Consider the following 24,860-nt stretch of genomic DNA (forward strand, 5'->3'; position numbering starts at 1 on the left):
TAGGTAACAATCCTCTGGTGCGGTCGGTGTGGCACCGTCAGGGCATCCGTCACGCGCGGGCATGTCCAGGAACGGAGCTGAAGTGGATACGATCGACACCGGCCTGCTGGTACTTCGCGTGCTGCTGGGGCTGACGATGGCAGCGCACGGGTACGGCAAACTTTTCCGAGGTGGCCGCATTCCGGGTACGGCCGGTTGGTTCGACGGCATGGGCATGCGTCCCGGCAGAATTCATGCGTGGCTTGCGGCTCTCACCGAGGTCGGCGCGGGTCTTGCGCTGGCACTGGGTCTTCTCACCCCGTTCGCTGCCGCCGGTTTCGTGGCGCTGATGTTCGTTGCCGCATGGACCGTGCACCGGGGCAGCGGCTTCTTCGTGGCCGCCAACGGCTGGGAGTACAACCTCGTGCTCGCCGGGGGAGCCGTTGCCGTCGCGATCATGGGTGCCGGTAGCTTCAGCCTCGACCACCTGATCTTCGGCGACAACCTGCTCGACGGGTGGGCCGGTGTCCTCATCGCACTGGTCGGCGGACTCGCTGCGGCCGGTGCCCTGCTGGGTGTGTGCTACCGGCCCACGCCGAAGCAGGACGACGAATCCGTGTCGGTGTCCTGACGCGACAGCTCACCCAACTTTCCTCCGCTCGTGCGGGTTTCCGTTGGTTCACGACCAACGGAAACCCATGCAGGCGGAGGAAAGTTGCCTGTCACCGCAGGTAGAGGCGCACCTTGTCGATCTCGTTGCGCAGCAGGTCGATCTCGTGTGCGGTCGGCGGTTCGGTCACCGTCAACTCGGGTGAGACGAGCAGATCCCATCCCGTTGCCGCGCGCACCTCGTCGACGGTGACACCGGCGTGGACGCTGGTGAGTTCGAGTTCGTCGAACGGACCGCTGCGCGAGAGCACGCCGAGGCTGGTGAACACCTTGGTGACGCCGCGCCCTCGAGGCATGATGCCGACGCCGGCCTCACGGGCTCGTACGGGGCTCGGGGAGGTGCAGAAGTCGAGCTCGGCAGGAAACGCGCTCGGGTCGTGCCTGCGCATGACGACGAAGACCTCGCCCGCGTTCGGCATGATCTCCACAGCGCCACCCGCACCCGGAAGCCGCACGGTGGGCTTGTCCCAGTCGCCGATGAAGCTCGTGTTCAGGCTTCCGTAGCGGTCGATCTGGCCCGCGCCGAGGAACCCGACGTCGACATTGCCGCCCTGCAGTACGTATCCGAACAGCGATGCCATGGAGACGACGGATTCGGCGCCGGACACGACCACGGAGTCGGCAATACCTTCGGCCATCGCCTCGGGGTGCGCGCCGCACACACCGGACTCGTAGATGAGTTCGATGTCCGGGTTCGAGGTGCGGCACGCGAGGTCCACCGCGAGGGTCGGCAGGCCGACACCCGCGAAGACGCGGTCCTTACCGGCGAGCGCCCGGGCGGCGACCGACACGATCAGCTCGGTCGTGGTGAACGGCTCGGTAGTGGTCATCGTCTGCTCCCGTAGTTGACCGCTTCGGAGTATCGCGGCGCGACCTCGAGATCGCTCCAGTAGTCGTCGCCGAGCTTGGCGAGATATCCGTCGTGGTCGGCGAGTTCGTACACCCAGTCCTTCAGCCACGTGCGAAGTGCCTGCGGATCCTTGCTGATCTCGGTCCAGCGCCGGTAGAAGGCACAGTCGCGGTCGTAGTAGCCCTGCGCGTACGACGGGTGCGCGCCGCGGGGCGACACGACCACGGCGTCGACGGCATGCGACGGTATGAGGGTGCGGCTGGGATCCGAGCGCACGGTGTTGTCGTCGACGATCTCCTCGACCACGACGATCGCGTGCTTCGCCGCGTACACGGCTTCCTGCTGAACCCCGGCGATACCCCAGATCTGGATGTTGCCTGCCCTATCGGCGCGCTGCGCATGGATGATCGTGACATCCGGGTTCAGCGGCGGAACCACGTAGGTGCTGCCGTTGCCGTACGGATCGTCGACGAGCTTGATCTTCGGATTCAGTGCGGCCAGGTCGCTTCCGGCGTACGAGCGCAGAGGGAAGAACGGCAGACCGGCCGCGCCCGCCTGATAGCGGCACACCATGCCGTAGTGGCTGTACTCCTCGACGTTCAGCTTCACCGGGTCGTGCTTCTCGATGCGTCGACGGATCTCGTACAGCGACCCCGCGGATCCGCTCGCGAAGAACGATGCGACGAGCGTCGAGACACAGTCGGCGGCGATGAGTTGGTCGGAGATGATGTCCGGCGTCATCCGGCACAGCGTCAGGTTCTTGCGGCCCTGGCGGATGATCTCGTGGGCTGCAGCGAACGGAATCAGGTGCGAAAAGCCTTCGAGGGCAATCGTCATGCCGTCCTGGACGTGCGTCGCGATGGCATCACGCATGGTCATCACTTTGTCTGCTGGCATACCGGTCTCCTGCCGCGTCTGTCGTTGTTGTCGACTGTGGCAGGAGCCATAGATATAGTCCAATACAAAGTGTTGCCATCATTATTGCGTATTGCGCAATAATGTCTCGGGTGGAGATACATCAGATCCGAGCGTTTCTGGCCGTGGCGGAAGAGCTGCACTTCGGCCGGGCGGCACAGCGTCTGCACGTGGCTCAGCCGCCGCTGAGCAGGACGATCAAGCAACTCGAGAAGCAGCTCGGAATAACCCTGTTCGAGCGCAGTACACGCAGCGTTCAGCTGACGGAGGCCGGACAGGCTCTCATCGAGCCGGCTCGAGCGATCCTCGATGCGGTCCGCCTGGCCGAGATGGCGGTGACTGCTGCCGGGCGCGGCCGCACGGGCCGCGTGCGAATCGGATTCGCCGGCTCCTCGTCGCACCACCTGGTCGGGCAATGGGCGAAGCTCGTACGCCGTACGCACCCGGGTATCGAGTTCGTGCTCGCGAGTTCGGCCTACGCGAGCGAAGTGCTGAACCGGCTCTCGGAGGGCACGCTCGACATCGGTATCGTGCGGCTGCTGTTCTTCCCTCCGGGGATCGCGTCCCGGGTGATTGCGCGCGAAGATCTCGTCGTCGGATTGCCGAGAGAGCACCGGCTGGCGGACGAGCCCGTGGTGCAGCTGGCCGACCTCGCGGGTGAAGCGTGGGTGATGTTGCCCTCCGAGCCGGGGTCGATGCTGCGCGAGCTCCTGCTGCGACTTGCGCACGACGACGGCTTCACACCGAGAATCGTGCAGAGCGCACCCGATTCGCTGTCGCTGGTGGCGCTCGTTTCTGCGGGAGTGGGTTGTACGTTGACGGTGTCGTCGGTGGCTCGGCACGTCGTCAATTCGGAGGTCGTATTCGTGCCGCTTGCCGAGCAGGGCCCGATCGACGTGCGTCTCGTGTGGCGTGAAGGCGACACCAGTGCGGCGCTCGCGGAGGTGCTCCGGCTATCCGAGGAAGCGCTGCCCACTCCGAGCGAGTGAGCGGCGCCTGCCGTCGCGAGGACCGGCCGGCACCGCTCATCGGGGATGCTCGAATTATGTGGCAGTGCGTACAGTCCCGGCTTCTGCACCCGAAGCGTCATCGACTCGGCTCGGGAGTGGGCCCTCTTCGTCCCGGCTCGCGAGTTCGAGTTCGTCCTCGTCGGCTTGCTCCGCGTGCGACAGCGCCTTCGGGTCGTAGCCGGTGCGATTGAGCAGCATGAGCGTGCACACCAGAGATACCGCCGCGTATGAGGCCGCCGCGATTGCGACACCCGTGACGTTGCCCGACGAATTGAGGATCCACTGTGCGAGTACCGGGGTGCCGCCACCGACGACGAGCGAGCACAATTGGTATGCCGCAGACAGTCCCGAGTAGCGGATGTTCGCGGGGAACGCCCTGGCGAGGATGCCGGCGATAGCGCCGTAGAACATCGAGTGGGGGATCGTGGCGATGCACATACCGATCGCCGCAATCGCGAAGGTCTCGGTGCGGATCGCGTAGAACATCGCGGGCATCAGGAACAGTTCGGGCACCACCATCAGGCAGACGGCCTTGCGCATGTCGATCCGCGACACGAGGAGCGCGCCGAACGGCTGCACGATGAACTGGACGACGAGCGCAATGGCGATGATCGCGAGGAACGTCCCTCGCTCGTATCCGAGTTCATTTGTTGCCCAGGATAATGCGAACGTGTTCTTGAAGTAGGTGACCTGAACGAGGGGGAGGGCGCCGGCGCCGAGTAGAACCAGGACCCAATGCTTGCGCAGTACTTCACCGATCGGAAGCTTGACGACCTTCTTCTTGGCGAGGACGGCCTTCATTGCATCCGACTCTTCGAGCTTGAGCCGGATCACCATGCCTACGATGACGAGCAGCGCAGAGACGAGGAAGGGAATACGCCAGCCGTAGAGCAGGAATTCGGGTGTAGGCATCGCGGCGAGGAAGAAGAACGCCATGGTCGCGAGCAGGTTTCCGGCCGGAGACCCCTGCTGCGCGAAGGCGGAGTAGAGGATGCCCTTGCCCTTGGGTGCGTTCTCCGACGCGATGAGAACTGCGCCGCCCCACTCGCCGCCCACGGCCACGCCCTGCAGCACGCGGAGTCCGACGAGCAGGATGGGCGCCCATATTCCGATCTGGGCGTAGGTCGGCAGCAGGCCGATGCCGACGGTCGCGATACCCATCATGATCAGTGTGATGACCAGTGTGTTCTTGCGGCCGATGCGATCGCCGAGGTGGCCGAAGATGACACCGCCGATAGGGCGTGCGAGGAAGCCGGCCCACAAGGTGACGAACGCGAGCAAGGTGCCGACACCTGGGGAAAGGTCGTCGGAGAAGAAGATCTCCCCGAAGACGAGAGCCGCCGCGGTTCCGTAGATGTAGAAGTCGTACCACTCGATGGTCGTGCCGATGAAGGACGCGATTCCGGCTTTGCGCGCCTTCTTCGTGATCTCTCGGTCGGTGGGTGTCGACGGTGCCATACGACTCCGCTTTCTCTCGGTCGAATTCGCTGCCCGACAACTTCGCTGCCCGACAACTTCGCTGCCTGCCAACCTCGATGTGTCGTGCGTCTCATCGAGGTTGGCAGCTCGTAAGTGACTTCGTCCAATACCTAATTGCGTCGTGATTGTTTCGAAATATGCATGAATCCACCCCTATTTATGCGGATGAATAACATAGTCGCTCGCCGTCGTGTGTGTGCCTCTGGTGGTAGACATACAGCCGACCGCGGTTCGAAGGAAGACACACACGTGACAGGCGAGGCGGATATGTCAGGCGACGCAACCAGCAGGAATGGTTCCGGCAGGGAGGAACTGCCGCTCGAAGGCATCACCGTGGTGAGCCTCGAGCAGGCGGTCGCAGCACCTCTGGCGACTCGGCATCTCGCCGATCTGGGCGCGCGCGTCGTCAAGGTCGAGCGGGTCGGCGACGGCGACTTCGCCCGCGACTACGACAGCGCCGTTCTCGGCCTCGCCGCGCACTTCGTGTGGCTCAACCGCGGTAAGGAATCGTTCGCGGTGGACCTCAAGGCTCCCGCCGGTGTCGATGCGGTGAAGTCGCTCATCGATGGCGCCGACGTGTTCCTTCAGAACCTCGCTCCCGGCGCCGTCGACCGGCTCGGACTCGGCGCCGACGACCTGCGGGCCGATCATCCGGAGCTGATCGTCGTCAATATGTCCGGGTACGGAACCGAGGGTCCGATGCGCGACCGGAAGGCCTACGACCTGCTGGTTCAGTCGGAGTCCGGACTGTGCTCGATCACCGGTACCCCCGAGACTGCGGTCAAGACGGGCATCCCCACATCCGACATCGCCGCAGGCATGTACGCGCTGACCTCGATCCAGGCGGCGCTGCTGCGGCGCTACCGAACGGGACTGGGTGCGACGATCGACGTGTCCATGTTCGATGCGACCGCCGAGTGGCTCGGTTATCCGATGTACCTGCAGATGTATCAGGATCGGCAGGTCCCGCGGATGGGACTCGCGCACACGTCGATCACCCCGTACGACAAATACCCGACCGCCGACGGTGAGATTCTCATCGGTGTGCAGAACGACCGCGGATGGCGGACGCTCACCGAGGTGCTCGGAATGCCGGAGCTCGCGACCGACCCTCGGTATGCGACCAACGTCGAACGGGTCGCGCGGCGCGAGGAGGTCGACAAGCTCGTCGGCGATGCGACCAGTACATACGGTAGTGCCGAGCTGGATGACAAGCTCGCCGCGGCCGGCATCCCGGCAGCACGTCTGCGCGACCTGAAGGGGCTGATCGAGCATCCGCAGCTCGGGGAGCGCGATCGATGGCGTGAAGTGCAGACCGAATCGGGTGCAGTGCGCGCCATTCTTCCGCCGATGAACTTCCGCGACGTCGAACTGCCCATGGGTCCGGTGCCTTCACTCGGGCAACACACCGACGCCGTTCTCGCTCGCCTCGGGTTGACCGACGAGCAGGTCGCGGGACTACGCGAGGCCGGGATCGTCGGATGATCCAGGAAGAAATATCCGGCCATATAGGAATCGAGAGCTGTTCGTATCGGTGATTCGGATTGAAACCGCAGTACCCAGCGATTGACGTCAGTTGCGTACATATTCGAAAATGGCCGTACAAATAGTCGTTCCCTGAGGAGTAGGCCATGACCCGTGCGGCACTCGTCGCCCCCGTTCGTACCGCCGTCGGCCGATTCGGTGGGTCGCTGAAGGACGTCTCGGCGGTGACCCTCGCGACGACGGTGATCAAAGAGGCCGTCGCTCGCTCGGGTATCGACCCGGATCTCATCGAAGAAGTCGCGATGGGTCAGTCCTATGCGAGTTCGGAGGCGCCGTGCATCGGTCGGTGGGCCGCGCTCGATGCGGGCCTGCCGATCTCGGTGGCGGGCATCCAGACCGACCGTCGTTGCGGCACCGGCCTGCAGGCGCTGGTGACCGCCGCGATGATGGTGCAGACGGGCGCCGCGAACGTCGTGGTTGCCGGTGGCGTCGAGTCGATGAGCAACATCGAGCACTACACGACGGGCGCCCGCTGGGGAGCACGGTCGGGTGGCCTGAACCTGTACGACCGCCTCGATCGCGGCCGCGAACGGTCGCAGCCCGAATGGCGGTTCGGCAAGATCAGCGGCATGATCGAGACGGCCGAGAACGTCGCGGAGCAGTGCGGAATCACACGCGAGGACTCCGACGCACTCGCCGCGGAGAGTCATCGTCGCGCCCACGCGGCCTGGGAGGCCGGGCGTTTCGACGACGAGGTCGTCGGGGTCGAGGTCAAGGACCGGAAGGGTAACGTCACCGTGGTCGCGCGGGACGAGGGTATCCGTCCGGACAGCACTCCCGAATCCCTTGCCAAGCTGCGATCCGTGACGCCGGGTGGTGTGGTCACCGCGGGTAACGCCAGTCAGCAGAACGATGCGGCTGCAGCGCTTCTCGTGGTTGCGGAGGACAAGCTCGACGAGTACGGACTCGAGCCGATCGGTTTCCTCGAAGGATGGACCGCGGCAGGATGCGATCCCGCCACCATGGGACTCGGTCCGGTGGCCGCCACCCGAAAGCTGTTCGACCGCACGGGCCTCGGATTCGACGATTTCGACCTCGTCGAACTCAACGAAGCCTTCGCCTGCCAGGTCCTCGGCGTGCTGTCGCAGTGGGGCTGGGACGATCGGGACAAGCTCAATGTCAACGGCTCCGGGATCTCCCTCGGCCACCCCATCGGGGCGACCGGTGTCCGGATGGCGACAACGGCTCTGCACGAACTGAAGCGTCGCGGCGGTGGTCGTGCGCTCGTGACGATGTGCATCGGCGGTGGCCAGGGTATGGCCGCGTCGATCACCACGGCCTGAGGGAGACCGGTATGAGCGGGCTCGACGACAGGGAATGGATGCTTGCCGCGCGCTGCCGCGGGTTCGAGACTTCCGTCTTCTTTCCTCAGAAGGAATCGGGTCGCGGCCCGGTGGCCGGTGCCGAGCGTGATGCGAAGAAGATCTGCCGCACGTGCCCGGTGATCATCGAGTGCCGCGACCACGCGCTGGCCAACGACGAATCGCACGGTATCTGGGGTGGGATGAACTATTCCGAGCGTCGCGCGGTCGCGCGGGCGAAGAAGCTGGGCCGGCCGATACCTGCCTGAACGGGTGGGTCAGGCGCGGTCGGCTGCGAGGTGTTCGAGCAGCGACAGATTTGCAGTGATGCCGTCTCGCCACACACCCAGGCGGTGGGCCACGATGGCACTCTCTTTGTCAGGGTGCTGCTCGATGAAATCGGAGAGCGGCGACCTACCGAGGCACATCTTGGCCCACTGCCTGACGAGGGCGCCGTCTTCGGCTGGGTCGACCTCGAAACCCCAGAGCGCGATCGGTGCCTCGACCGGACCGACGCGCCACGCCCAACGGCGACCGTCCTCGACTTCGACGACCTCCGATTCGGTGTGCCACTGACCCATCTGGTCGCTCTGATTGTGCCCGCGGAACTGGGCACCGACGGACACTCCGGATGCTCCGTCCAGCCACTCCACTCGCTGCAGCTCACCGTCTGCACGGGTGGGCAGCTCGATGTCGGTGACCAGCGCCCAGGCGTGTTCCGGGCTGCAGGGTAAAGTTCTGGCGACTTCGACGGTCGGGGTATCGCGTAGACGCATTGACGCTCCTTCGGATCTCGAGTCGATCTTCGAGGTGATGCTGCGCCGATGCTATTCGAGACCCCGACCTTTCGGCTCAGCCGACGTTTGTCACCGGGATCAATCCGCCGGTGATGGGCGACCCGGCGTCGGACAGCAGGAATTCGATCACCTTCGCGACCTCGGCGGGCTGCGACCACCTGCTGGTGTCGGCATCGGGCATCGCCGCGCGGTTGGCGGGGGTGTCGATGACGACGGGGAGCAGCGCGTTGACGCGGATGTGGTCGTCGCGGTACTCGACGGCCATGGTCTCGACGAGCGCCGAGACCGCAGCCTTGGAGGCTATGTACGAGGCGCCGCCCGAGAACGGATTGTGAGTCGCGGCGGCGGAGATGCAGACGATCGATCCGCCGCCGCGACGGATCAGGTGGGGCAGCGCGGCCTGGCTGACGGAGTAGGCCGTGCGTACGTTGAGGTCGAACTGGGAATCGAGCACGCCGATCGGTGTCTCGTGTACACGAGGACCGGAAGAGAACCCGCCGACCAGATTGACGACACCGAACAGGGGCGCGCCGGGGTCGTCGGCCGCGACCGCCAGGGCATCCTCGAGTTGCTGTTCGTCGGAGAGGTCGGCCTTGACGAGATGCAGATTCGGGTGGGTGCCGACGCGTTCGAGTTCTTCGGGAGCCACCCACGGGACCACGACACGCCAGCCGGTGTCGAGAAGATGTGCGGTCACAGCGGCTCCGAGTCCGCCGGTGCCGCCGCTGACGAGTGCGGTGCGAGTCATGGCCACCGTCCTTCCGAGTGTTGTCGAGGTCTCGCGTGTTGATCCGGTCCTGTCCGGTGCGGGACTGATAACGACCCTATCGCATAGGGAAATGACATTCTCAAAAATCTCACACAGTGGAAAAAGGGTGACCTTGGCTCTGCGATCGGGATGATCCGGCATCAACGGCCAGGTCCGCGAGTACGCCGAGGACATCGCAGCCACCGGCGTGACCGCGCTGGTATGGGACCCATGGCACTGGCACAGCGCCGACGAGACTTCGGCGGAGGCGACCCGCGGTCGCGAATGTGGTCGCCTACCACCCGTCGATCTTCGTCCGGCGCCGAGCACGCATTCAGTAGCCGGGCCCGGCACACGAATCCGGTCAACGCCGCCGCGTACGCAGTGTCCTGGCCGCAGGTACTGCGCTTCATCGGCGACACCGTGCTGGGCTCCTGACCGGGAAAATCCACAGAAACTGCAGGAACCGGTTGCACGCGCGCCATAGAAGACGACTATGGAGCGCAGGCGCCGGACTGCGCAGGCCCGGGGGAAGTGAGGCAGGTATGGAGTCGAAGGACACCCGCACGTCGCACGTGACCGAGCTCGACCAGCACGTGACCAAGCTGGATCAGGTCGTCATCCGCATTGCCGGAGACTCCGGCGACGGCATGCAGCTTGCCGGAGACCGATTCACCGCCGAAGCCGCGGCCTTCGGAAACGATCTCGCCACGCAACCGAATTTCCCCGCGGAGATCCGCGCACCGCAGGGCACCTTGCCTGGGGTATCGAGTTTCCAGATCCAGATCGCCGACCACGATATCCTCACCGCCGGAGACCGGCCCGATGTGCTGGTGGCGATGAATCCGGCAGCGCTGAAATCGAATGTCGACGACCTGCCCGACGGCGGCATCCTCATCGTCAACAGCGACGAATTCAGCAAACGCAACCTCTCGAAGGCCGGGTACGGCAGCAACCCGCTCGAATCGGACGGACTCGAGCACCTCCAGGTGCACGCCGTCCCCATGAGCACCATGACGCTCGGCGCGGTCGAGCCATCCGGCGTGGGCAAGAAGGACGCCCACCGCGCGAAGAACATGTTCGCGCTCGGTCTTCTGTCGTGGATGTACGGTCGCGCGATCGCTGCGGTCGAGACATTCCTCGAAACCAAGTTCGCGTCGCAACCCGACATCGTCCGCGCCAACATCCTTGCTCTGCACTCGGGTTGGAACTACGGAGAGACGACCGAGTCCTTCGCGTCGACCTACGAAGTGGACCGGGCAGACCTACCGCCGGGCACCTACCGGCAGATCACCGGCAACACTGCGCTCGCCTACGGGTTGGTCGCTGCGGGCAGGGCCGCAGGCATGGACGTGTTCCTCGGCAGCTACCCGATCACGCCCGCGTCGGACATTCTCCACGAATTGAGCAAGCTCAAACGGTTCGGTGTGTACACGTTCCAGGCGGAGGACGAGATCGCAGGCATCGGTGCGGCGGTCGGGGCCTCGTACGGTGGTGCGCTGGGAGTCACCAGTACATCCGGGCCGGGGGTCGCGCTGAAATCCGAAGCGATCGGGCTGGCCGTGATGACCGAACTGCCGCTCGTCGTCGTCGACGTCCAGCGCGGCGGGCCGTCCACCGGCCTGCCCACCAAGACCGAGCAGGCAGACCTGTTGCAGGCGATGTTCGGTCGCAACGGTGAGTCGCCGGTCGCGATCGTTGCGCCGCAATCGCCGGCCGACTGCTTCGATGCGGCGCTCGAAGCGGCCCGCATCGCCGTGACTTACCGGACCCCGGTGATGCTCCTGTCCGACGGCGCGATCGCCAACGGCTCGGAGCCGTGGCGTATTCCGGAGGTCGATACCCTTGCCCCGATCGATCCCGGATTCGCCACACCGCCGGGTGACAGCGATCCGGGCTACCAGCCGTACGCTCGCGACCCCGCGACACTTGCGCGCGACTGGGCCATCCCCGGCACCGAAGGGCGAGAACACCGCATCGGCGGGTTGGAGAAGGCCAACGGCACCGGCGACATCTCCTACCACCACGCGAATCACGAGTTGATGACCCGTGTGCGCGCAGCGCGGATCGCAGGCATCGACGTCCCCGACCTCGAAGTGGACGACCCCGCGGGCGACGCCGAGATTCTCGTCCTGGGGTGGGGGTCGTCGTACGGGCCGATCGGCGAGGCGGTGCGACGTGCACGGCGCGGCGGCCATGCAGTCGCCCGGGCTCACCTGCGACACCTCAACCCGATGCCGAAGAACCTCTGCGATGTGCTCGAAGGCTATCGGCGCGTGCTGGTTCCGGAGATGAACCTCGGTCAGCTGTCGTTGCTGCTGAAGGCGCGGTGCGACGCGGAGATCCAACCTGTCACCAAGGTTGCGGGTATGGCATTCCGCGCGGACGAACTGCACGAAGCGCTCCTCGAAGAATTCGACGGGACCCTTCGCGACTCCGAGGGCGCCAAGACCCCCGCTGCGGCCTCCGCGGTCGTGACCATCCGGCGAGGTGATCGATGATGGGAGACAACACCGTGAACGGCGACGTGCGCAACGGCAGGGCACACCAACTCGTCGGAACCGACCTCGGGATCAGCGCCCTCGACGGGGTGCCGCGCACCGATGTCCCGCAGAAGGCGAAGGACTTCACCTCCGATCAGGAAGTGCGGTGGTGCCCGGGATGCGGTGACTACGTCATCCTCGCGACGGTCCGCACCGTGCTGCCGCAGTTGGGTCTCGAGCGTGAGAACATCGTCTTCGTCTCGGGAATCGGTTGCTCGTCGCGGTTCCCGTACTACCTCGACACATACGGCGTGCACTCGATCCACGGCCGCGCCCCGACCTTCGCCACCGGCCTGGCGGTCACCAGGCCGGACCTGTCCATATGGGTCGTGACCGGCGACGGCGATGCCTTGTCGATCGGCGGGAATCACCTGATCCATTCCCTGCGGCGCAATGTGAACATGCGGATCCTGTTGTTCAACAACCGTATCTACGGGCTGACCAAGGGGCAGTACTCGCCGACGTCGGAAACCGGCAAGGTCACCAAGTCGACGCCGATGGGGTCGATCGACGCACCGTTCAACACGATGTCGCTCGCGATCGGCGCCGAGGCAAGTTTCGTGGCCCGTGTGCTCGATTCCGATCGTGCGGGACTCACCGAGGTCCTGCTCGCAGCCGCAGAACATCGTGGGGCGGCATTCGTCGAGATCCTGCAGGACTGCCCGATCTTCAACGACGGCTCGTTCGATTCGCTCCGCAAGGACAATGCGGAGGACCATCTCATCCATGTGCGGCACGGTGAGCCGATCATCTTCGGGACCGACGACGAACTCTGTGTCGTACGCAGAGGGTTCGGGCTTCGCGTGGCACGTATCGTCGACGTCGACCGAGACGACATCGTCGTGCACGATGCTCACAGCGACGACCCCGAATACGCCTATGCGCTGTCGCGACTGTCGGCGCAGGACCTCACCTACACCGTCACCGGAATCGTACGGTCGGTGTCGCGGCCCACGTACGACGACCAGGCGCGCGCCCATGCCGCAGTCGCCGCGGCCCAGGAACCGGCCGATCTGCAGTCGTTGCTCAGTGGCCCGAGTACCTGGACTGTATCGTGACGCCAACCCCATCGAACTTGGAGAATGTTCGTTGACAACACAATTCGGTGTGTTCGTGCCACAGTTCCGCCTCGGCGTCGACGAGGTGAAGGCCCGGGCGATAGCAGCGGAACAAGCCGGATTCGACTCGTTCTGGCTCATGGACCACCTGTACTCACCGGGTGGCAGGCCGACGGACTCACTCGAAAGCTGGACGCTGCTCACCGCGCTCGCCGGTGCCACCTCGGACATTCGGCTCGGACACCTGGTGGGATGCGCGCCGTTCCGGCACCCGGCGTTGCTGGCGAAGATGGCTGCCACCGTCGACCACATCAGCGGCGGCAGGCTCGACCTCGGGCTCGGCTGGGGGTCGGTGGAGGCAGAATTCGAGACCTTCGGCATCCAGGTCGGGTCGCGCCGAGAACGAGCGGAAGCCCTCGACGAAACCCTCGAGATCTTCCGCCTGATGTGTACGGGCGAGCAGTTCGACTACGACGGAAAGCACTTCCGGATGCGCGGCGCCTACGGTCTGCCGACTCCCGTCCAGGACCGGATCCCGGTGCACATCGGCGGTGCAGGCAAGACGCTGACGATGCCGCTCGTCGCACGTCATGCGCAGTGGTGGAACTGTGTAGGGCACGCGCGAAGCCGGCTCGAGGAGCTCACGCCGCTGAAGGGGGATGCCCGAATCTCGGTGCAGTACGCGGTCGGATTCGCGGAAAAGGCCGCGGACATCCCCGACGTGACGGCATCGGTGGCACGCAGACTTCCGGAAAGCGGCTGGGGTGCACCACTGATCGGTACAGGCGACGACCTGATCGAACAGATTGCTCTCGAACGCAAGCGTGGTGTCGAACTGTTCGTTCTCCGCTTCCACGACTTCGCGCCGCCGGAGACACTCGAGCGGTTCGGCCGCGAGGTCATCGCACACGTGCGCGATCAGCACTTCGCGTAGGCGCACTGCCCGCCGATCAAGGTGGCACGCACCCTGTCTGCGCCGAGATCGCCGACCGCTTCCGCGACCGGACTGTCCAGCAGGACGAGGTCGGCATCGGCGCCGACAGTCACCTGGCGTGCGGGCCCACCCGGGTCGTCGAGAGGCGCGAGACAGCGGTCGAGTGCTTCGGCCGACGTGATCCGTTCCGCGGCACCGACAATGTCTCCGGTGGGGCAACGCCGAGTCACGGCGGCCGACATGACCCGCCACGGGTCTACCGGTCCGTACGGTGCGTCGCTCGACAACGCCACTGGTACCCCGCCATCGATCAGGCTGCGGCACCGGTAGAGATCGGGCAGGTCGCGGGTATCCACGTCGCGCAGATACGTGTCGCCGCGATCGGCGAGGAAACCGGGCTGCGTCACCACGTGGATACCGCGTCGCCGCAGGTCGTCGATGGATTCGGCCGGGACGAGCGCGCCGTGCTCGATCCGGTCGCCCGTGATGGAGCCGACGTCGTCGAAGGCCGCGAGGAGGATCACGAACGCCTCGAGGCTGACGCAGTGCACCGCGACGGCGCGTCGTGCGTCGTGGACGCGACGGATGGATGCGGTGAGGGCGTCGATGTCGGGGAGATCGGAGTCGGCGATGACGATCTTGTACGGACCGACGGTGCATCCCGGCGTGGCCGGAGCGAAATGGTGTGGCGCGCCGAGCAGGTGCAGGCGCTGAGGGAGTGCGCCGGTGGTGTGCGCGTCGACGAGCGCAGCGACCGTGCTCGGCGTGAGATCGGGCGTCGCATCGGTGACTCCGGTGACGCCGTAACGTGCGAGTTCCGCTCCGATCGAGTCCAGTGCCGGGGGTGCGGTTGCGGGAAGTCGGTCGCGCAACCACGTATCGGCGCGCCAGACCCGGCCGGTGGGGCGTCCGTCGTCGTCGCGCTCGACCCCGGGGTGATCGGCCGTGTGGAGCCGGGCGAGCTTGGCGGCGAGGGAATTCAGTGCCCACATGGCGCCACTGCGGTGCTGGATGCGCACCGGTCGTCGGTCGTGTATTCGGTCCAGTGAATCGGAATCGAGCAGTCCCGAAACGGATTCGAAGTATCCGACACCGCGGATCCAGCCGTCACCCGGTGCGGCGTCGAGAGCCCGAGCGAGGTCGTCCGCCGACGTGACGTCGGGTGGCCCGCACCGCACAGAAACTCGATCGGCCGCCAGGGCGTGCAGGTGGATGTGGTGATCGTGGAGACCGGGGATCAGTGCGCCACCGTGGCCGTCGACGACCTTGCATCTCCCGGACACTTCGATGCCCTTTCCGAGCTGCGAGATCACCCCGCCGCGCACGAGAACGTCGATGCCGGGAACGCCGTCGACCTCCACATCGCGCAGGAGCAGAACGGTCATCGGATCCCCAGCTCGGACAGAATCTTCGAGGTGTCGCGACCGGATTCGGCGACGGCACCCGCCGGTTCGCGGCGCTCCGGCTCGGCGACTGCGACGGTGCCGGACGGTGCGTCGACCCACCAGCGCCCTCGGAGTGAATGGCACATTGTGTCGGGTGAAGGAGACGAACGATACATTCGCTCGGATTCGTGTGGGTCGTGTGCCAGCGTCGACGAAACGACGGCCGACATCGACACATCCCGCAGGATTCCGCTGCCGTCTGCCGGTTCGGACAGTGCGAGAGCAGCGGCGGCGATGCCGGTGAGCGGATCGGCCAGGGCATCACCGACGAACACAGGGCCTTGGGCGTCATGAGCGATCAGTCCGGAAGAGGCTGCTATATCGTCGCCGAAACCGATGCGGAACGACTCGCGGCCGTGCGCGGTGATCGACATCCAGGTGCCGCCGCTCGCGACGAAACGGTCGGCGTCGAGACCGAACCCGGCGAGGGCCCGTGGACGTGACGCTTCGATCACGATGTCGGCTGCGGCGACCAGTTCGGCGAGCTCTCGGCGCTGGAGATCGTCGCCGGGATCGAGGACCACGGACTCGTGCCCGCCGTGCAGCAACCGGTAGAAGTCGGCGTTGCCGTAGCGGGCACCATCGGGCCGTGTCGGGGTCTCGACCTTCACCACTCGGGCGCCGGCAAGGCCGAGAATGTGTGCGCACAACGGACCGGCCCACAGCGAACTGAAGTCGACGACCAGCAACCCCTCGGCGGGGCGAGGAACCAGAAACTCCGGCACTGCCGCGCGAATCGGCGCGACCGGGCCCGCCGCGATGCCGAGTGGTTCGGCGAGGTCGAGTAGGTCCTCGCCGGTGTGCTCTGCGAGCCACGAGGTGACGGCCGGCCACGGATCGTCGCCGACGTCGGCGCCGACCAATGCGCCGAGCAGGAGCGGATCGTCCGGGCGAGCGCACGAGACGGCAGCCCAGCCGTCGGCGGTGGGCAGCAACTTGCACGAGCCACCCGCGGAGATGGCACCGGCACGGCGGTGACCGGTAAAGGCGGCGCGTTCGGACAGCAGCCGTGCGCCGTCGAGCCGTACCGTCCCGTTCGTCGCGGACTCGATCCACGTTGTTGCCGCCCGTGCGACGGACGCGGCGCGACCGGGTGGGATCAGGGGCGGGCCGTCGGGCCTGCCGGTCAGGCAAGCGATTCCGCTCTCGGCCCAGTCGCGTGTGGAGTCCGCGGACAGGGATTCGAACACGTTTGTGATGCTACATTGCCGGGATAGGCAGGCAGCGAGCACAAGGACGGAACTGATGGCCACGAAGACGATCTCCGTCGTGGAGCTTGCGGACGGCATTGCCGATGTACCGGTGCTCGGTGACGATGGTGCGGTTGTGCATCCATTGCTGATCGTCGACCTCGACGATGCACCGCACTCGGTGCTCGAGCGCGCAGCCGAACATGCGAGGGCGAGCGATCATCTGCTCGTCGGCAGGTTCACCGGTGGGGCGATCGACGAGTCCGCGCTTGCTCCTTTACTGGAGGCCCTCGATCTGACTTACGCCGCAGGGGCGGATCCGCGGTCGTCGACCGTGGTCGGCACCGACGACCTCGATGCGAGTCTGTCGGCATTCTCGGATGCCGTCGCGCAGAACCCGCACGCGTCGCTGGTCGTGCGGCACGTGCTTCGTGCCGCCGACACCGTGGGAGTCGCTGCTGCGATCGACATCGAGTCGCTCGGGTACTCGACATTGCAGGGCGGCCCCGAATTCCTGCGCTGGCTGGACGAGCGTGGATCCCGCCCTCTGCCACCACCGGCGCCCGCCGACCCTGTGCTCCTCACGCGGGACGGGCAGACCCTGCGCATCACGCTCAACCGGCCCGAGCGTCGCAATGCCTACGGCACGCAGTTGCGCGACGCGCTGGTCGAGGCGCTGCGACTTGCGGAGCTTGACGACAGTATCGAGCATGTAGTGGTCGATGGGGCGGGTCCGTCGTTCTGCGCGGGCGGCGACCTCGACGAATTCGGCCGCACACCTGATACGGCCATCGCTCACATGATCCGCACCCGTGGTGGGGCCGGACGACTGGTGGCCCGTCTCGCGGATCGGATCGAGGTGCGCGTGCACGGACACTGCGTGGGCGCGGGGATCGAGATACCGGCATTCGCGAATCGGGTGGTCGCGGCACCCGGCACGGTCTTCCGGCTCCCCGAAGTATCGATGGGCCTGATACCGGGCGCGGGCGGCACTGCAAGCGTTCCGCGGCGGATCGGGAGGTGGCGGGCGATGCACTTGTTCGTGACTGCAAGTCCGCTGGAAGTGGACCGCGCGCTCGGATGGGGTCTGGTCGACGAGGTGACGGAGCCCGGGTCCTAGCTGCGTGCTGAATGAATGTTCAAGAAAACGTTGTCACAGGAACCTTATAGTGTAAAGATTGTCATAGATTTTATCTGGGGTACTCGGTCCGGGAACCCGGGGGAGTTCGGACGGCGGAGGTTCATCGATGGGACGAGCAGGGCTGCGGCCGCAGAAGACGGCGATGCTGGTGGCGCAGCGGATCGTTCAGGATATCAATCGGCGAGGCAACACGATCGGCGATCGGCTGCCGCCGGAGCGCGTCATGCTCGACGAATACGACGTCGGCCGCGGCACCTTGCGCGAGTCCTTGCGGTTTCTCGAACTGCAAGGTGTGATCTCGCTGAAGCCTGGCCCCGGAGGCGGACCGATCGTCCAGCAGCCCGACAGTGAAGGCTTGGCGACTTCGATCACGCTCCTGTTGCAGTTCGAGAACGCACCGTTCCGGACCATCGTCGAGGCGAGGACCGCGCTGGAGCCGATGATGGCGAGGCTGGCCGCGGAGCGCATCAACGAGCAGCAGTTGGCCGACCTGAAGTATTCCGTCGACCACATGCGAGAGAACCTCGACGACGATGAGATCTTCCTCGAGATGAGCCGAGTCTTCCACGACACCGTCGCGAAGGGGTCGGGAAACGCACTGTTCGGCTACCTCATTCACGCGTTGCTCGACATGCTGGACGGATCGGCGATGGGCATGGAGTACTCGGAGCGGCATCGTCGCGCCACCCTCGACATCCACGCGAAGATCTACGAAGCCGTTGCCGCTCACGACCCGGACGCTGCGCTCACCGCGATGGAGGAGCACATCGCCGGTATCTGGCGTTACGAGGAGAAACATTATCCGGAGGCGCTCGAGACACCCATAGCCTGGGGAGCTGTCCGCTGACGGCTGCACGGCCGCTGATCCGGCGGGGCGACCTTCATGGTCGTCCCGCCGTTCTTTTTCCTTGGGTACCCGTGACCTGGATCATGAATAAGTGTTGACAATGGAATTAATCATGCGCATGATAGTCGTGATTTGCATCACGGATGCGTGATCGTGCTACGCACCCCAAGAGACGGAGCAGCGCATGACCCTTTCTCGCACTACCCGCTCGAGGTCGCTCGGCAACTTGGCTCGCTCCAAGTCGCTCGGCAACCTGGCTCGCACCAAGTCGCTCGGTGGCTCGGCCGTCGCTCTGGCCCTCGCCTCGGTACTTGTCGCGGGATGTGCCGAATCGGCATCTGCCGGTGGTGGCGGCGGAGGCGGTGACGGCATCGAGTACGGCGCCACCAAGGACGACTACGTCGCGGCCTTCGAGAACGTCGACCCGATTCAGCTGTACACCCAGTCGCCCGCTCCCAAGGGATCGGCCACCGGCGTTCCCGTCGAGAAATACCTCGACCGGATCACCGAGTGGTCCGGCGGCAAAATCACATTCGATGTCGCCTACTCGAATGCTGTTGCGCCCCCGGCGGAGATCGACAACGCGTTGATCGACGGCCGCCTCGACCTCGGACACGTGATCCCGCAGTACGAACCGTCGGAGTATCCGGCGACGTCCGCGCTGATCGATTCGAGCTTCGTCTCGCTCCAGACGCCCGTACTCGGACCACTGCAGTCCAACGCCTGGGCCAACGAGGTGGCGTTCGAGACGCCGGAACTGATCGCGGAATACGAGGACAAGGGCCTTAAGTTGCTCTTGCCCGCGTACAACTCCGGCTCCAACGGGCTGTTCTGTGCCACCGAACGACGCGATCTCGCCGCCACCAAGGGTGCCCAGGTCACTGCGTCGGGCCTGTCGATCAATTCCGAGGTCGCGTCGCTCGGAGCGACCCCCGTTTCGATCGCATACACCGAGCTGTTCGAAGCCCTCGAGCGCGGCATCGCCGACTGCTCGGTCACGTCCTTCACCGTCGGTATGCTCGGCGGATTCCTCGGGCAGACGCCGCAGGTGGTGATCGACCCGGATGCCGGCGTCGCCGTCGGATGGGGTGGAATGGCCATGAGCACCGGTGCCTGGGAAGAGCTTCCGCTCGTCGCGCAGCAGCTGATCTGGGACAGCCTCAGTGTGTACGTCGAGTCGAACATCGAAGACAAGATCCTGCCCAACACCGCCGAGGGGATGAAGGAAGTCCTCGCGGCGAACGGCACCGTCGGCCCGTACGCAGAAGACGCCCGCAACGCACTCGCCACCGAGAACGCACGCCTTCTCGATGCGCAGCGCACCAATAGCGCTTTCGACGACGGCAACGCGTTCGTCGACCGGATCAGCGCATCGACCGAGAAGTGGGAATCCACTCTGTCCGAGCTCGGATACGAGGATGTCACCTACGACGAGTTCGCCGCCTGGTACAGCCCGGATGTGCTCGATCTCGAGGATTACAGCGCGAAGGTCTACGAGGAGATCTTCCTGCCTCACCGCCCGTCCTGACCGCCATCGGAGGAAACAGATGACCCACGCAACGGGCTGCCCCGTCAGCCACACCGATTACACCAAAGAGTCCGAAATCTACGGCCACTACGCTCTTCTCGACGAAGAGCGTGAAGCCTCACGGTTTCACTTCAACGACACGACCGAGCGCGGCTTCTGGATGCTGACCCGCTACGAAGATGTCCTCGCAGGATTTCAGAATCACAAGAACTGGACGACGGACGTTCGAACGGCGTTGTTCCCCGAAAGCAAGATTCCGCTGCTTCCTCAGGATCTCAACGGCGAGGAGCATCAGAAGTTCCGCCGGATCATCAATCCTTTCTTCGCGCCCGCCGCGGTACGGCGCATGGAGGAACTGGCACACACCCGCTGTGTGGAACTGCTGGAAGAGTTGCAACCCAAAGGGCACTGCAACTTCGTTGCCGAGTTCGCCATCCGGTACCCCACGGATCTGTTCCTGGTACTGATGGGCCTGCCCGTCGAGGACGGTGACTTCTTCCTGCCGTGGACCGAAGAGATGTTCAACTGCATGCTCCAAGGCGATCTCGACGGTGCCGAAGCCCCGAAGAACAAGATCCTGGACTACTTCACGCGGGCCATCGAGGAGCGTCGCGAGAATCCGCTGGATCCGGCAGAAGACATGGTCACACGTCTCGTGCAGGCTGAGCTCGATGGCGAACCGCTCTCGCACGACACGATTCTCACCACCTGCATGTCGATCATGCTCGCGGGCCTCGACACCACTCGGTCGGCGCTCGGATACATCTTCACCCACCTCGCGACCCACGACGAGGATCGCCGGATGTTGATCGAGGAACCCGAGTCGACCCGCGACGCCGTCGAGGAGTTCATCCGGATGTATCCGCTGGTGATCCAGGCGGGGCGGGAGGTGCAGGAGAGCTGTGAGTTCGAGGACATCGATATGGCCGCGAAAGACGTGATCTGGCTCGGAATCGGCTCCGCGAACAGAGATCCCCGCAAGTACGACGATCCGGACAAGTTCATCCTCGGCCGCCCCGGGATCAACCAGCACCTCGCGTTCGGGGCCGGGCCGCATCGATGCCTAGGTATGCACCTTGCACGGCTCGAACTGGCCGTGGTGCTCGAAGAGTGGCACAAGCTGATTCCGGAGTACCGGATCAAGGACGGTGCCGGCCTGGTCGAGCGCGGTTCTCAGCTGACCCTGAAGGAACTCGAATTGGAATGGGAGGTCTGACATGGCCGGAACATCCGGAACGACGATGTCGATCACACGCGAGAAGTGCATGGGACACGGGCGCTGCTACTCCGTCGCCCCCGACCTCTTGAGCGACGACGAAGAGGGTTTCGTCGCGCAGGCCGGCGAGGACTTCACGGTTCCTGAGGAACTCGTCGGCCAGGCCGAGGCGTCGGTGGACGCGTGCCCTGAACACGCGATCACCGTCACCCGGTAGATCAGCGAGCCCAGCCTCGCGCGAGATCGGTTCCGATGTGTACATCGATCGTCAACGTCTCGAACAGTGCTTCGCCCGAGGAGGTGAGGATATCGGCTGTGTATGTACCCCAGCCGATTCCCGACCCTTCTCGGGCGCGGGCCGTGTAACCGAAATAGCACTCCAGACGCACACGCTCGGGGGTGTGCGCGCGGAGTTCCGGCTGGCAGATGAAGTGGCGTTTGTCGGAATCGTCTCCCGCGCGGGCCGACCGGAAGAACTCGGCGATCTCGCCGCGTCCGCGATGAGTTCCTCGACCGGTCACCAACGCGCCGTCGCCGGTGAACAACGACGCGAGCGACTCCGGGGAGGGGCGGTCGAGCAGTGCTGCGTATCGGTGCATCAGACCGCTCGCGGTCCGCTCCGATTCGAGCGTGGTGACCCTGGAGATGAGATCGTCGAGCAGAGCCTGCAATCGTGGATCGGTGGACATGGTTCCTCCTGGGTTAGGACGAGCGGGGATCGACGGGTCGACTATAGGTGAGTGAAAGTCCTATGAACAGATAGAAATTCGTGAAGAGCATCTAGAAGATATTGAAGGACAGGGAGAGTCGATCGTGACCAGAAGCGACATCCGATTCGAGGGCCGCGTTGCGGTCGTCACCGGCGGAGCGAGCGGCATCGGCGAAGCCGTGGTGCGGGCGTTGCATGCGGAGGGCGCCTCGGTCGTCGTGGCCGACGTGCAGGAGACCGGCCGTGCCCTTGCCGCGGAACTCGGCGAGCGAGTTCGCTTCGCGCGCACCGATGTCACCGTCGAATCGGATATCGCGGCAGCCGTGGATCTCGCGGTCGAGTGCTTCGGCCGGCTCGACGTGATGTTCAACAATGCCGGCGTGATGGGCACGCTGGGGCCGATCGACCGGACACCGATGGACGAGGCCGACGTGACGCTCGCCGTGAACCTGCGCGGAGTGCTCTGCGGATTCAAACATGCTGCCCGCGTGATGAAGCCGCAAGGATCGGGGGTCATTCTGTCGACGTCCAGCCCGGCCGGGGTTCTCGGTGGCGTCGGGCCGCACGTGTACAGCGCGGCGAAAGCCGCAGTGGTGGGCCTGTCGAAGTCGGTGGCGGCCGAGTTGAGACCGTTCGGGGTGAGGGTCAACACCGTGATTCCCGGAGCCGTCGTCTCACCCATGACCGCAGCCGTCGTCGCGGACGGGGCCGACGACCTCGCCGGTGCCACCACGGCGCTCGGGGGCAGCGCGCTGATGGACCGCGCGCTCACACCGGAGGACGTCGCTGCCGGTGTGCTCTTCCTGGCGAGCGACGAAGCCGCCTATGTCACGGGAGTGACGTTCCCGATCGATGCCGGGATGACGGGTATCGCGGGACGGTCGCCGTACACCAGCGGCCGATACGAGCAACCCGTGACGTTGCTCGAAGCCGGGCGCACCGCATAACCGCGATCCGGTCCTGATGGAGATGTTGTCGACGCAGTCGGCGAAGAAGGGAAATTACACCATGTTGACAGGTAAGCGGACGCTGGTCACCGGAGCAGCCCAGGGTATGGGGCGCGATATCGCGCTCGAGTACGCCAGGCGCGGTGCCGAGTTCGTCGGTGTCGCCGACCTCAACGGTGACGGCGCGAAAGAAGTGGCTACCGAGATCGAAGCGATGGGCGTCGCCGCAGCGGCGATCACTGTGGATCTCGCGGACAGCGCCGCTATCGCCGGCATGATAGACACCGTCGTGTCCGCGGCCGGTGGTCTCGACACGCTCGTCAACAATGCCGGTGTCATGGAGAACGCGTTCACCGAGCACACGACCTTCGAGGAACTTCCCGAGGACGTCTGGGACAAGGTGTATGCGATCAACGTCAAGTCGGTGTGGCTCGCCACGAAACTCGCGGCACCGCACCTCCGCGCCTCTGGTCGCGGACCCTCGGTGATCAACGCCGCCTCCGTCGCCGGCATGGTGGGCTACGTCAGCACCGCGTATCCGTCGAGCAAGGCCGCGGTCATTCAGCTCACCCGGACCTCTGCCATCGCGCTGTCGCCGGAGGTTCGCGTCAACGCCTTTGCGCCGGGTTCCATCGAGACGCCGATGAGCCGTGCCTTCCTCGACGCTGCAGAATCCGACGAGGCCCGCGAAACCAGGAAGCGTGGGATGGTGGGAGCCCACCTCATCCCCCGTTTCGGCACCGGCGACGAGATCGCGAAGGTGGCCGCATTCCTCGCATCCGACGATTCGTCGTTCCTCACCGGAATCGTGGTCCCCGTCGACGGCGGTACGACGGCATGGCGCGGGTTGCGCGCATGAGCGTGGGAGTGTCCGCTGCGGCGATCGTGGGGGCCGGCGAATCGCAGTTCGGCCGATCCGTGGACCGTCCGATCGCGGCGCTCGTCCTCGACGCGTGCCGCAACGCACTCAGTGACGCGGGGCTGACCCCGTCGGACGTCGACGGTGTGGTCGCGGCAGGTGCGTATCCCGGACCGGATGAGGTGTCGGTGGCGCTCGGCATCGATCGCATGTACACGGCGTCCCCCGGGATCCCTGCCGGTGCCGGCCCGCTGGCCGCCGTCGAAACCGCCCGTGCAGCAGTGGAATCGGGACGTGCGCACACCGTACTCGTGTACTACGGCTACGCGGGATCGAAGCCCGGGGGGCCCTACGGCTTCCACGCGCAAGATCCGGTGAAGGCGAGCCTGGAGATGCCCTTCGGCTGGTACGGGCAACCCGTGTACTTCGCAGCGTGGGCGCAGCGCTACTGCCACACCTACGGAATCGACCCCGATGCACTCGGCTCGATCGCTGTCTCGAACCGGGTCTGGGCGACGATGACCCCGAACGCGCAGCGCCCGAAGCCGCTCACCGAGGACGACTACCTGGCCTCGCCCATGATCGCCTCGCCGCTGCGGGCAGCGGACTGCTGCGTGATCTCCGACGGTGCGGGCGCGCTCGTCATCACCACGACGGAACGTGCGCGCGACCTCGCGGGAGCGCCCGTCGTCGTGGCCGGATCGTCGACCGTGGCGGTCGGTCCGTCCATGACCTCGTACTTCACCCAGGCCGAGGACATGTGCTCGTTCGGTTCCGCCGTGTCCGGGCCGCGCGCATTCGCTGACGCCGGACTCACCCCGGCTGACGTCGATGTCGCCGAGATCTACGATTGTTTCTCGATCTCGCAAGCGATCCAGATGGAAGACCTCGGGCTCTGCGGTCGCGGTGAAGCCGTGGAGTTTCACCGGGACGGGCACACCCGGCCGGGCGGCTCGCTCCCGGTCAACACCCACGGTGGGCATCTCGCATATGCCTACATTCCCGGGATCGTCCACGTGATCGAAGCCGTGCGCCAGGTTCGTGGCACACGTGGACAGGCGCAGGTACCCGATGCGTCGACCGCACTGGTCGCTGCGCTCGCAGGCGGCGAGCACACGACCTTGATCCTGACGAAGGACCGGTGAGAAAC

At 65.4% G+C, this 24,860-nt stretch carries 25 protein-coding genes; 17 read left to right on the forward strand and 8 right to left on the reverse strand.

Features of this window, described 5'->3' with window-relative positions; all coding sequences use genetic code 11:
* Positions 1–61: 61 nt before the first annotated feature.
* A complete protein-coding gene (locus tag ACFWCF_RS15500; RefSeq protein ID WP_378488416.1) occupies positions 62–610 on the forward strand; it encodes a DoxX family protein in 549 nt (182 codons plus the stop codon).
* Positions 611–701: 91 nt separating this feature from the next.
* Here ACFWCF_RS15500 and ACFWCF_RS15505 read toward each other — a convergent pair whose 3' ends face one another.
* Positions 702–1,478 (reverse strand): CoA-transferase subunit beta, encoded by a 777-nt coding sequence (locus ACFWCF_RS15505; protein WP_378488415.1) that lies wholly within the window; start codon positions 1,476–1,478, stop codon positions 702–704.
* A complete protein-coding gene (locus ACFWCF_RS15510) occupies positions 1,475–2,395 on the reverse strand; it encodes a CoA transferase subunit A (RefSeq protein ID WP_378562848.1) in 921 nt (306 codons plus the stop codon). Before ACFWCF_RS15510 ends, ACFWCF_RS15505 begins: the two co-directional genes overlap by 4 nt.
* A gap of 110 nt (positions 2,396–2,505) precedes the next feature.
* Here ACFWCF_RS15510 and ACFWCF_RS15515 point away from each other — a divergent pair, with 110 nt between their 5' ends.
* The gene (locus ACFWCF_RS15515) at positions 2,506–3,402 is read left to right on the forward strand and encodes a LysR substrate-binding domain-containing protein (protein WP_378562851.1); all 897 of its coding nucleotides are present in this window, start codon (positions 2,506–2,508) and stop codon (positions 3,400–3,402) included.
* Positions 3,403–3,456: 54 nt separating this feature from the next.
* Here ACFWCF_RS15515 and ACFWCF_RS15520 read toward each other — a convergent pair whose 3' ends face one another.
* Positions 3,457–4,881 (reverse strand): MFS transporter, encoded by a 1,425-nt coding sequence (locus ACFWCF_RS15520; protein ID WP_378562854.1) that lies wholly within the window; start codon positions 4,879–4,881, stop codon positions 3,457–3,459.
* A 288-nt stretch (positions 4,882–5,169) separates the two neighbouring features.
* Between ACFWCF_RS15520 and ACFWCF_RS15525 the strand changes: the two genes are divergently transcribed.
* From ACFWCF_RS15525 to ACFWCF_RS15535, 3 genes are all read left to right on the forward strand, one after another.
* Complete coding sequence (locus ACFWCF_RS15525) at positions 5,170–6,387, forward strand: CaiB/BaiF CoA transferase family protein (protein WP_378563080.1); 1,218 nt, start codon at positions 5,170–5,172, stop codon at positions 6,385–6,387.
* 146 nt (positions 6,388–6,533) lie between these two features.
* Positions 6,534–7,730 (forward strand): acetyl-CoA C-acetyltransferase, encoded by a 1,197-nt coding sequence (locus tag ACFWCF_RS15530; RefSeq protein ID WP_378562857.1) that lies wholly within the window; start codon positions 6,534–6,536, stop codon positions 7,728–7,730.
* 11 nt (positions 7,731–7,741) lie between these two features.
* Positions 7,742–8,017, forward strand: a complete 276-nt coding sequence (locus tag ACFWCF_RS15535; protein ID WP_378488410.1) for a WhiB family transcriptional regulator — start codon at positions 7,742–7,744, stop codon at positions 8,015–8,017.
* 9 nt (positions 8,018–8,026) lie between these two features.
* On the opposite strand, the gene ACFWCF_RS15540 is transcribed toward ACFWCF_RS15535, so the two are convergent.
* Both ACFWCF_RS15540 and ACFWCF_RS15545 read right to left on the reverse strand, forming a co-directional pair.
* Positions 8,027–8,524, reverse strand: coding sequence for an SRPBCC family protein (locus ACFWCF_RS15540; protein WP_378562868.1), 498 nt, complete (start codon positions 8,522–8,524; stop codon positions 8,027–8,029).
* 76 nt (positions 8,525–8,600) lie between these two features.
* Positions 8,601–9,293: an SDR family NAD(P)-dependent oxidoreductase gene (locus ACFWCF_RS15545; protein WP_378488409.1), complete on the reverse strand. Its 693-nt coding sequence runs from the start codon at positions 9,291–9,293 to the stop codon at positions 8,601–8,603.
* Positions 9,294–9,524: 231 nt separating this feature from the next.
* Here ACFWCF_RS15545 and ACFWCF_RS15550 point away from each other — a divergent pair, with 231 nt between their 5' ends.
* The 4 genes from ACFWCF_RS15550 to ACFWCF_RS15565 all read left to right on the forward strand — a co-directional run bounded on the left by ACFWCF_RS15550 (position 9,525) and on the right by ACFWCF_RS15565 (position 13,828).
* Positions 9,525–9,731 carry a hypothetical protein gene (locus ACFWCF_RS15550; RefSeq protein ID WP_378562871.1) on the forward strand — a complete coding sequence of 69 codons (207 nt, stop codon included), beginning with the start codon at positions 9,525–9,527 and terminating at the stop codon, positions 9,729–9,731.
* A gap of 107 nt (positions 9,732–9,838) precedes the next feature.
* Positions 9,839–11,794: a 2-oxoacid:acceptor oxidoreductase subunit alpha gene (locus ACFWCF_RS15555; RefSeq protein ID WP_378562874.1), complete on the forward strand. Its 1,956-nt coding sequence runs from the start codon at positions 9,839–9,841 to the stop codon at positions 11,792–11,794.
* Positions 11,794–12,894, forward strand: a complete 1,101-nt coding sequence (locus ACFWCF_RS15560; protein ID WP_378563083.1) for a 2-oxoacid:ferredoxin oxidoreductase subunit beta — start codon at positions 11,794–11,796, stop codon at positions 12,892–12,894. Before ACFWCF_RS15555 ends, ACFWCF_RS15560 begins: the two co-directional genes overlap by 1 nt.
* A gap of 49 nt (positions 12,895–12,943) precedes the next feature.
* Positions 12,944–13,828 (forward strand): LLM class flavin-dependent oxidoreductase, encoded by an 885-nt coding sequence (locus tag ACFWCF_RS15565; RefSeq protein ID WP_378563085.1) that lies wholly within the window; start codon positions 12,944–12,946, stop codon positions 13,826–13,828.
* Here ACFWCF_RS15565 and ACFWCF_RS15570 read toward each other — a convergent pair.
* Positions 13,813–15,213, reverse strand: coding sequence for an amidohydrolase family protein (locus tag ACFWCF_RS15570; protein ID WP_378562877.1), 1,401 nt, complete (start codon positions 15,211–15,213; stop codon positions 13,813–13,815). The two genes, ACFWCF_RS15565 and ACFWCF_RS15570, sit on opposite strands and share 16 nt — an antisense overlap.
* On the reverse strand, positions 15,210–16,463 hold the full coding sequence (locus ACFWCF_RS15575; protein WP_378562880.1) for a CoA transferase: 1,254 nt from the start codon (positions 16,461–16,463) through the stop codon (positions 15,210–15,212). Before ACFWCF_RS15575 ends, ACFWCF_RS15570 begins: the two co-directional genes overlap by 4 nt.
* 55 nt (positions 16,464–16,518) lie before the next feature.
* Between ACFWCF_RS15575 and ACFWCF_RS15580 the strand changes: the two genes are divergently transcribed.
* The 5 genes from ACFWCF_RS15580 to ACFWCF_RS15600 all read left to right on the forward strand — a co-directional run bounded on the left by ACFWCF_RS15580 (position 16,519) and on the right by ACFWCF_RS15600 (position 21,412).
* Entirely contained in the window at positions 16,519–17,583 is a 1,065-nt protein-coding gene (locus tag ACFWCF_RS15580) for an enoyl-CoA hydratase/isomerase family protein (protein WP_378562883.1), read from the forward strand.
* Positions 17,584–17,710: 127 nt separating this feature from the next.
* Positions 17,711–18,451 (forward strand): FadR/GntR family transcriptional regulator, encoded by a 741-nt coding sequence (locus ACFWCF_RS15585; RefSeq protein ID WP_378562885.1) that lies wholly within the window; start codon positions 17,711–17,713, stop codon positions 18,449–18,451.
* Between the two features lie 184 nt (positions 18,452–18,635).
* Entirely contained in the window at positions 18,636–19,979 is a 1,344-nt protein-coding gene (locus ACFWCF_RS15590) for a C4-dicarboxylate ABC transporter substrate-binding protein (RefSeq protein WP_378562887.1), read from the forward strand.
* Positions 19,980–19,998: 19 nt separating this feature from the next.
* Positions 19,999–21,195 (forward strand): cytochrome P450, encoded by a 1,197-nt coding sequence (locus ACFWCF_RS15595; protein ID WP_378562889.1) that lies wholly within the window; start codon positions 19,999–20,001, stop codon positions 21,193–21,195.
* Between the two features lies 1 nt (position 21,196).
* Positions 21,197–21,412: a ferredoxin gene (locus ACFWCF_RS15600; RefSeq protein ID WP_378562891.1), complete on the forward strand. Its 216-nt coding sequence runs from the start codon at positions 21,197–21,199 to the stop codon at positions 21,410–21,412.
* 1 nt (position 21,413) lies between these two features.
* On the opposite strand, the gene ACFWCF_RS15605 is transcribed toward ACFWCF_RS15600, so the two are convergent.
* Positions 21,414–21,884, reverse strand: a complete 471-nt coding sequence (locus ACFWCF_RS15605; protein WP_378562894.1) for a nuclear transport factor 2 family protein — start codon at positions 21,882–21,884, stop codon at positions 21,414–21,416.
* Positions 21,885–22,008: 124 nt separating this feature from the next.
* Between ACFWCF_RS15605 and ACFWCF_RS15610 the strand changes: the two genes are divergently transcribed.
* The 3 genes from ACFWCF_RS15610 to ACFWCF_RS15620 all read left to right on the forward strand — a co-directional run bounded on the left by ACFWCF_RS15610 (position 22,009) and on the right by ACFWCF_RS15620 (position 24,855).
* Positions 22,009–22,851, forward strand: a complete 843-nt coding sequence (locus ACFWCF_RS15610) for an SDR family oxidoreductase (RefSeq protein WP_378562896.1) — start codon at positions 22,009–22,011, stop codon at positions 22,849–22,851.
* Positions 22,852–22,912: 61 nt separating this feature from the next.
* Entirely contained in the window at positions 22,913–23,710 is a 798-nt protein-coding gene (locus ACFWCF_RS15615; RefSeq protein WP_378562899.1) for an SDR family NAD(P)-dependent oxidoreductase, read from the forward strand.
* Positions 23,707–24,855 carry a thiolase family protein gene (locus ACFWCF_RS15620; RefSeq protein ID WP_378562901.1) on the forward strand — a complete coding sequence of 383 codons (1,149 nt, stop codon included), beginning with the start codon at positions 23,707–23,709 and terminating at the stop codon, positions 24,853–24,855. The genes ACFWCF_RS15615 and ACFWCF_RS15620 overlap by 4 nt, the downstream gene beginning before the upstream one ends.
* The last annotated feature ends 5 nt before the right edge of the window (positions 24,856–24,860 follow it).

Source organism: Rhodococcus sp. NPDC060090 (genome assembly GCF_042729855.1).
Taxonomy (GTDB): Bacteria; Actinomycetota; Actinomycetes; order Mycobacteriales; family Mycobacteriaceae; genus Rhodococcus.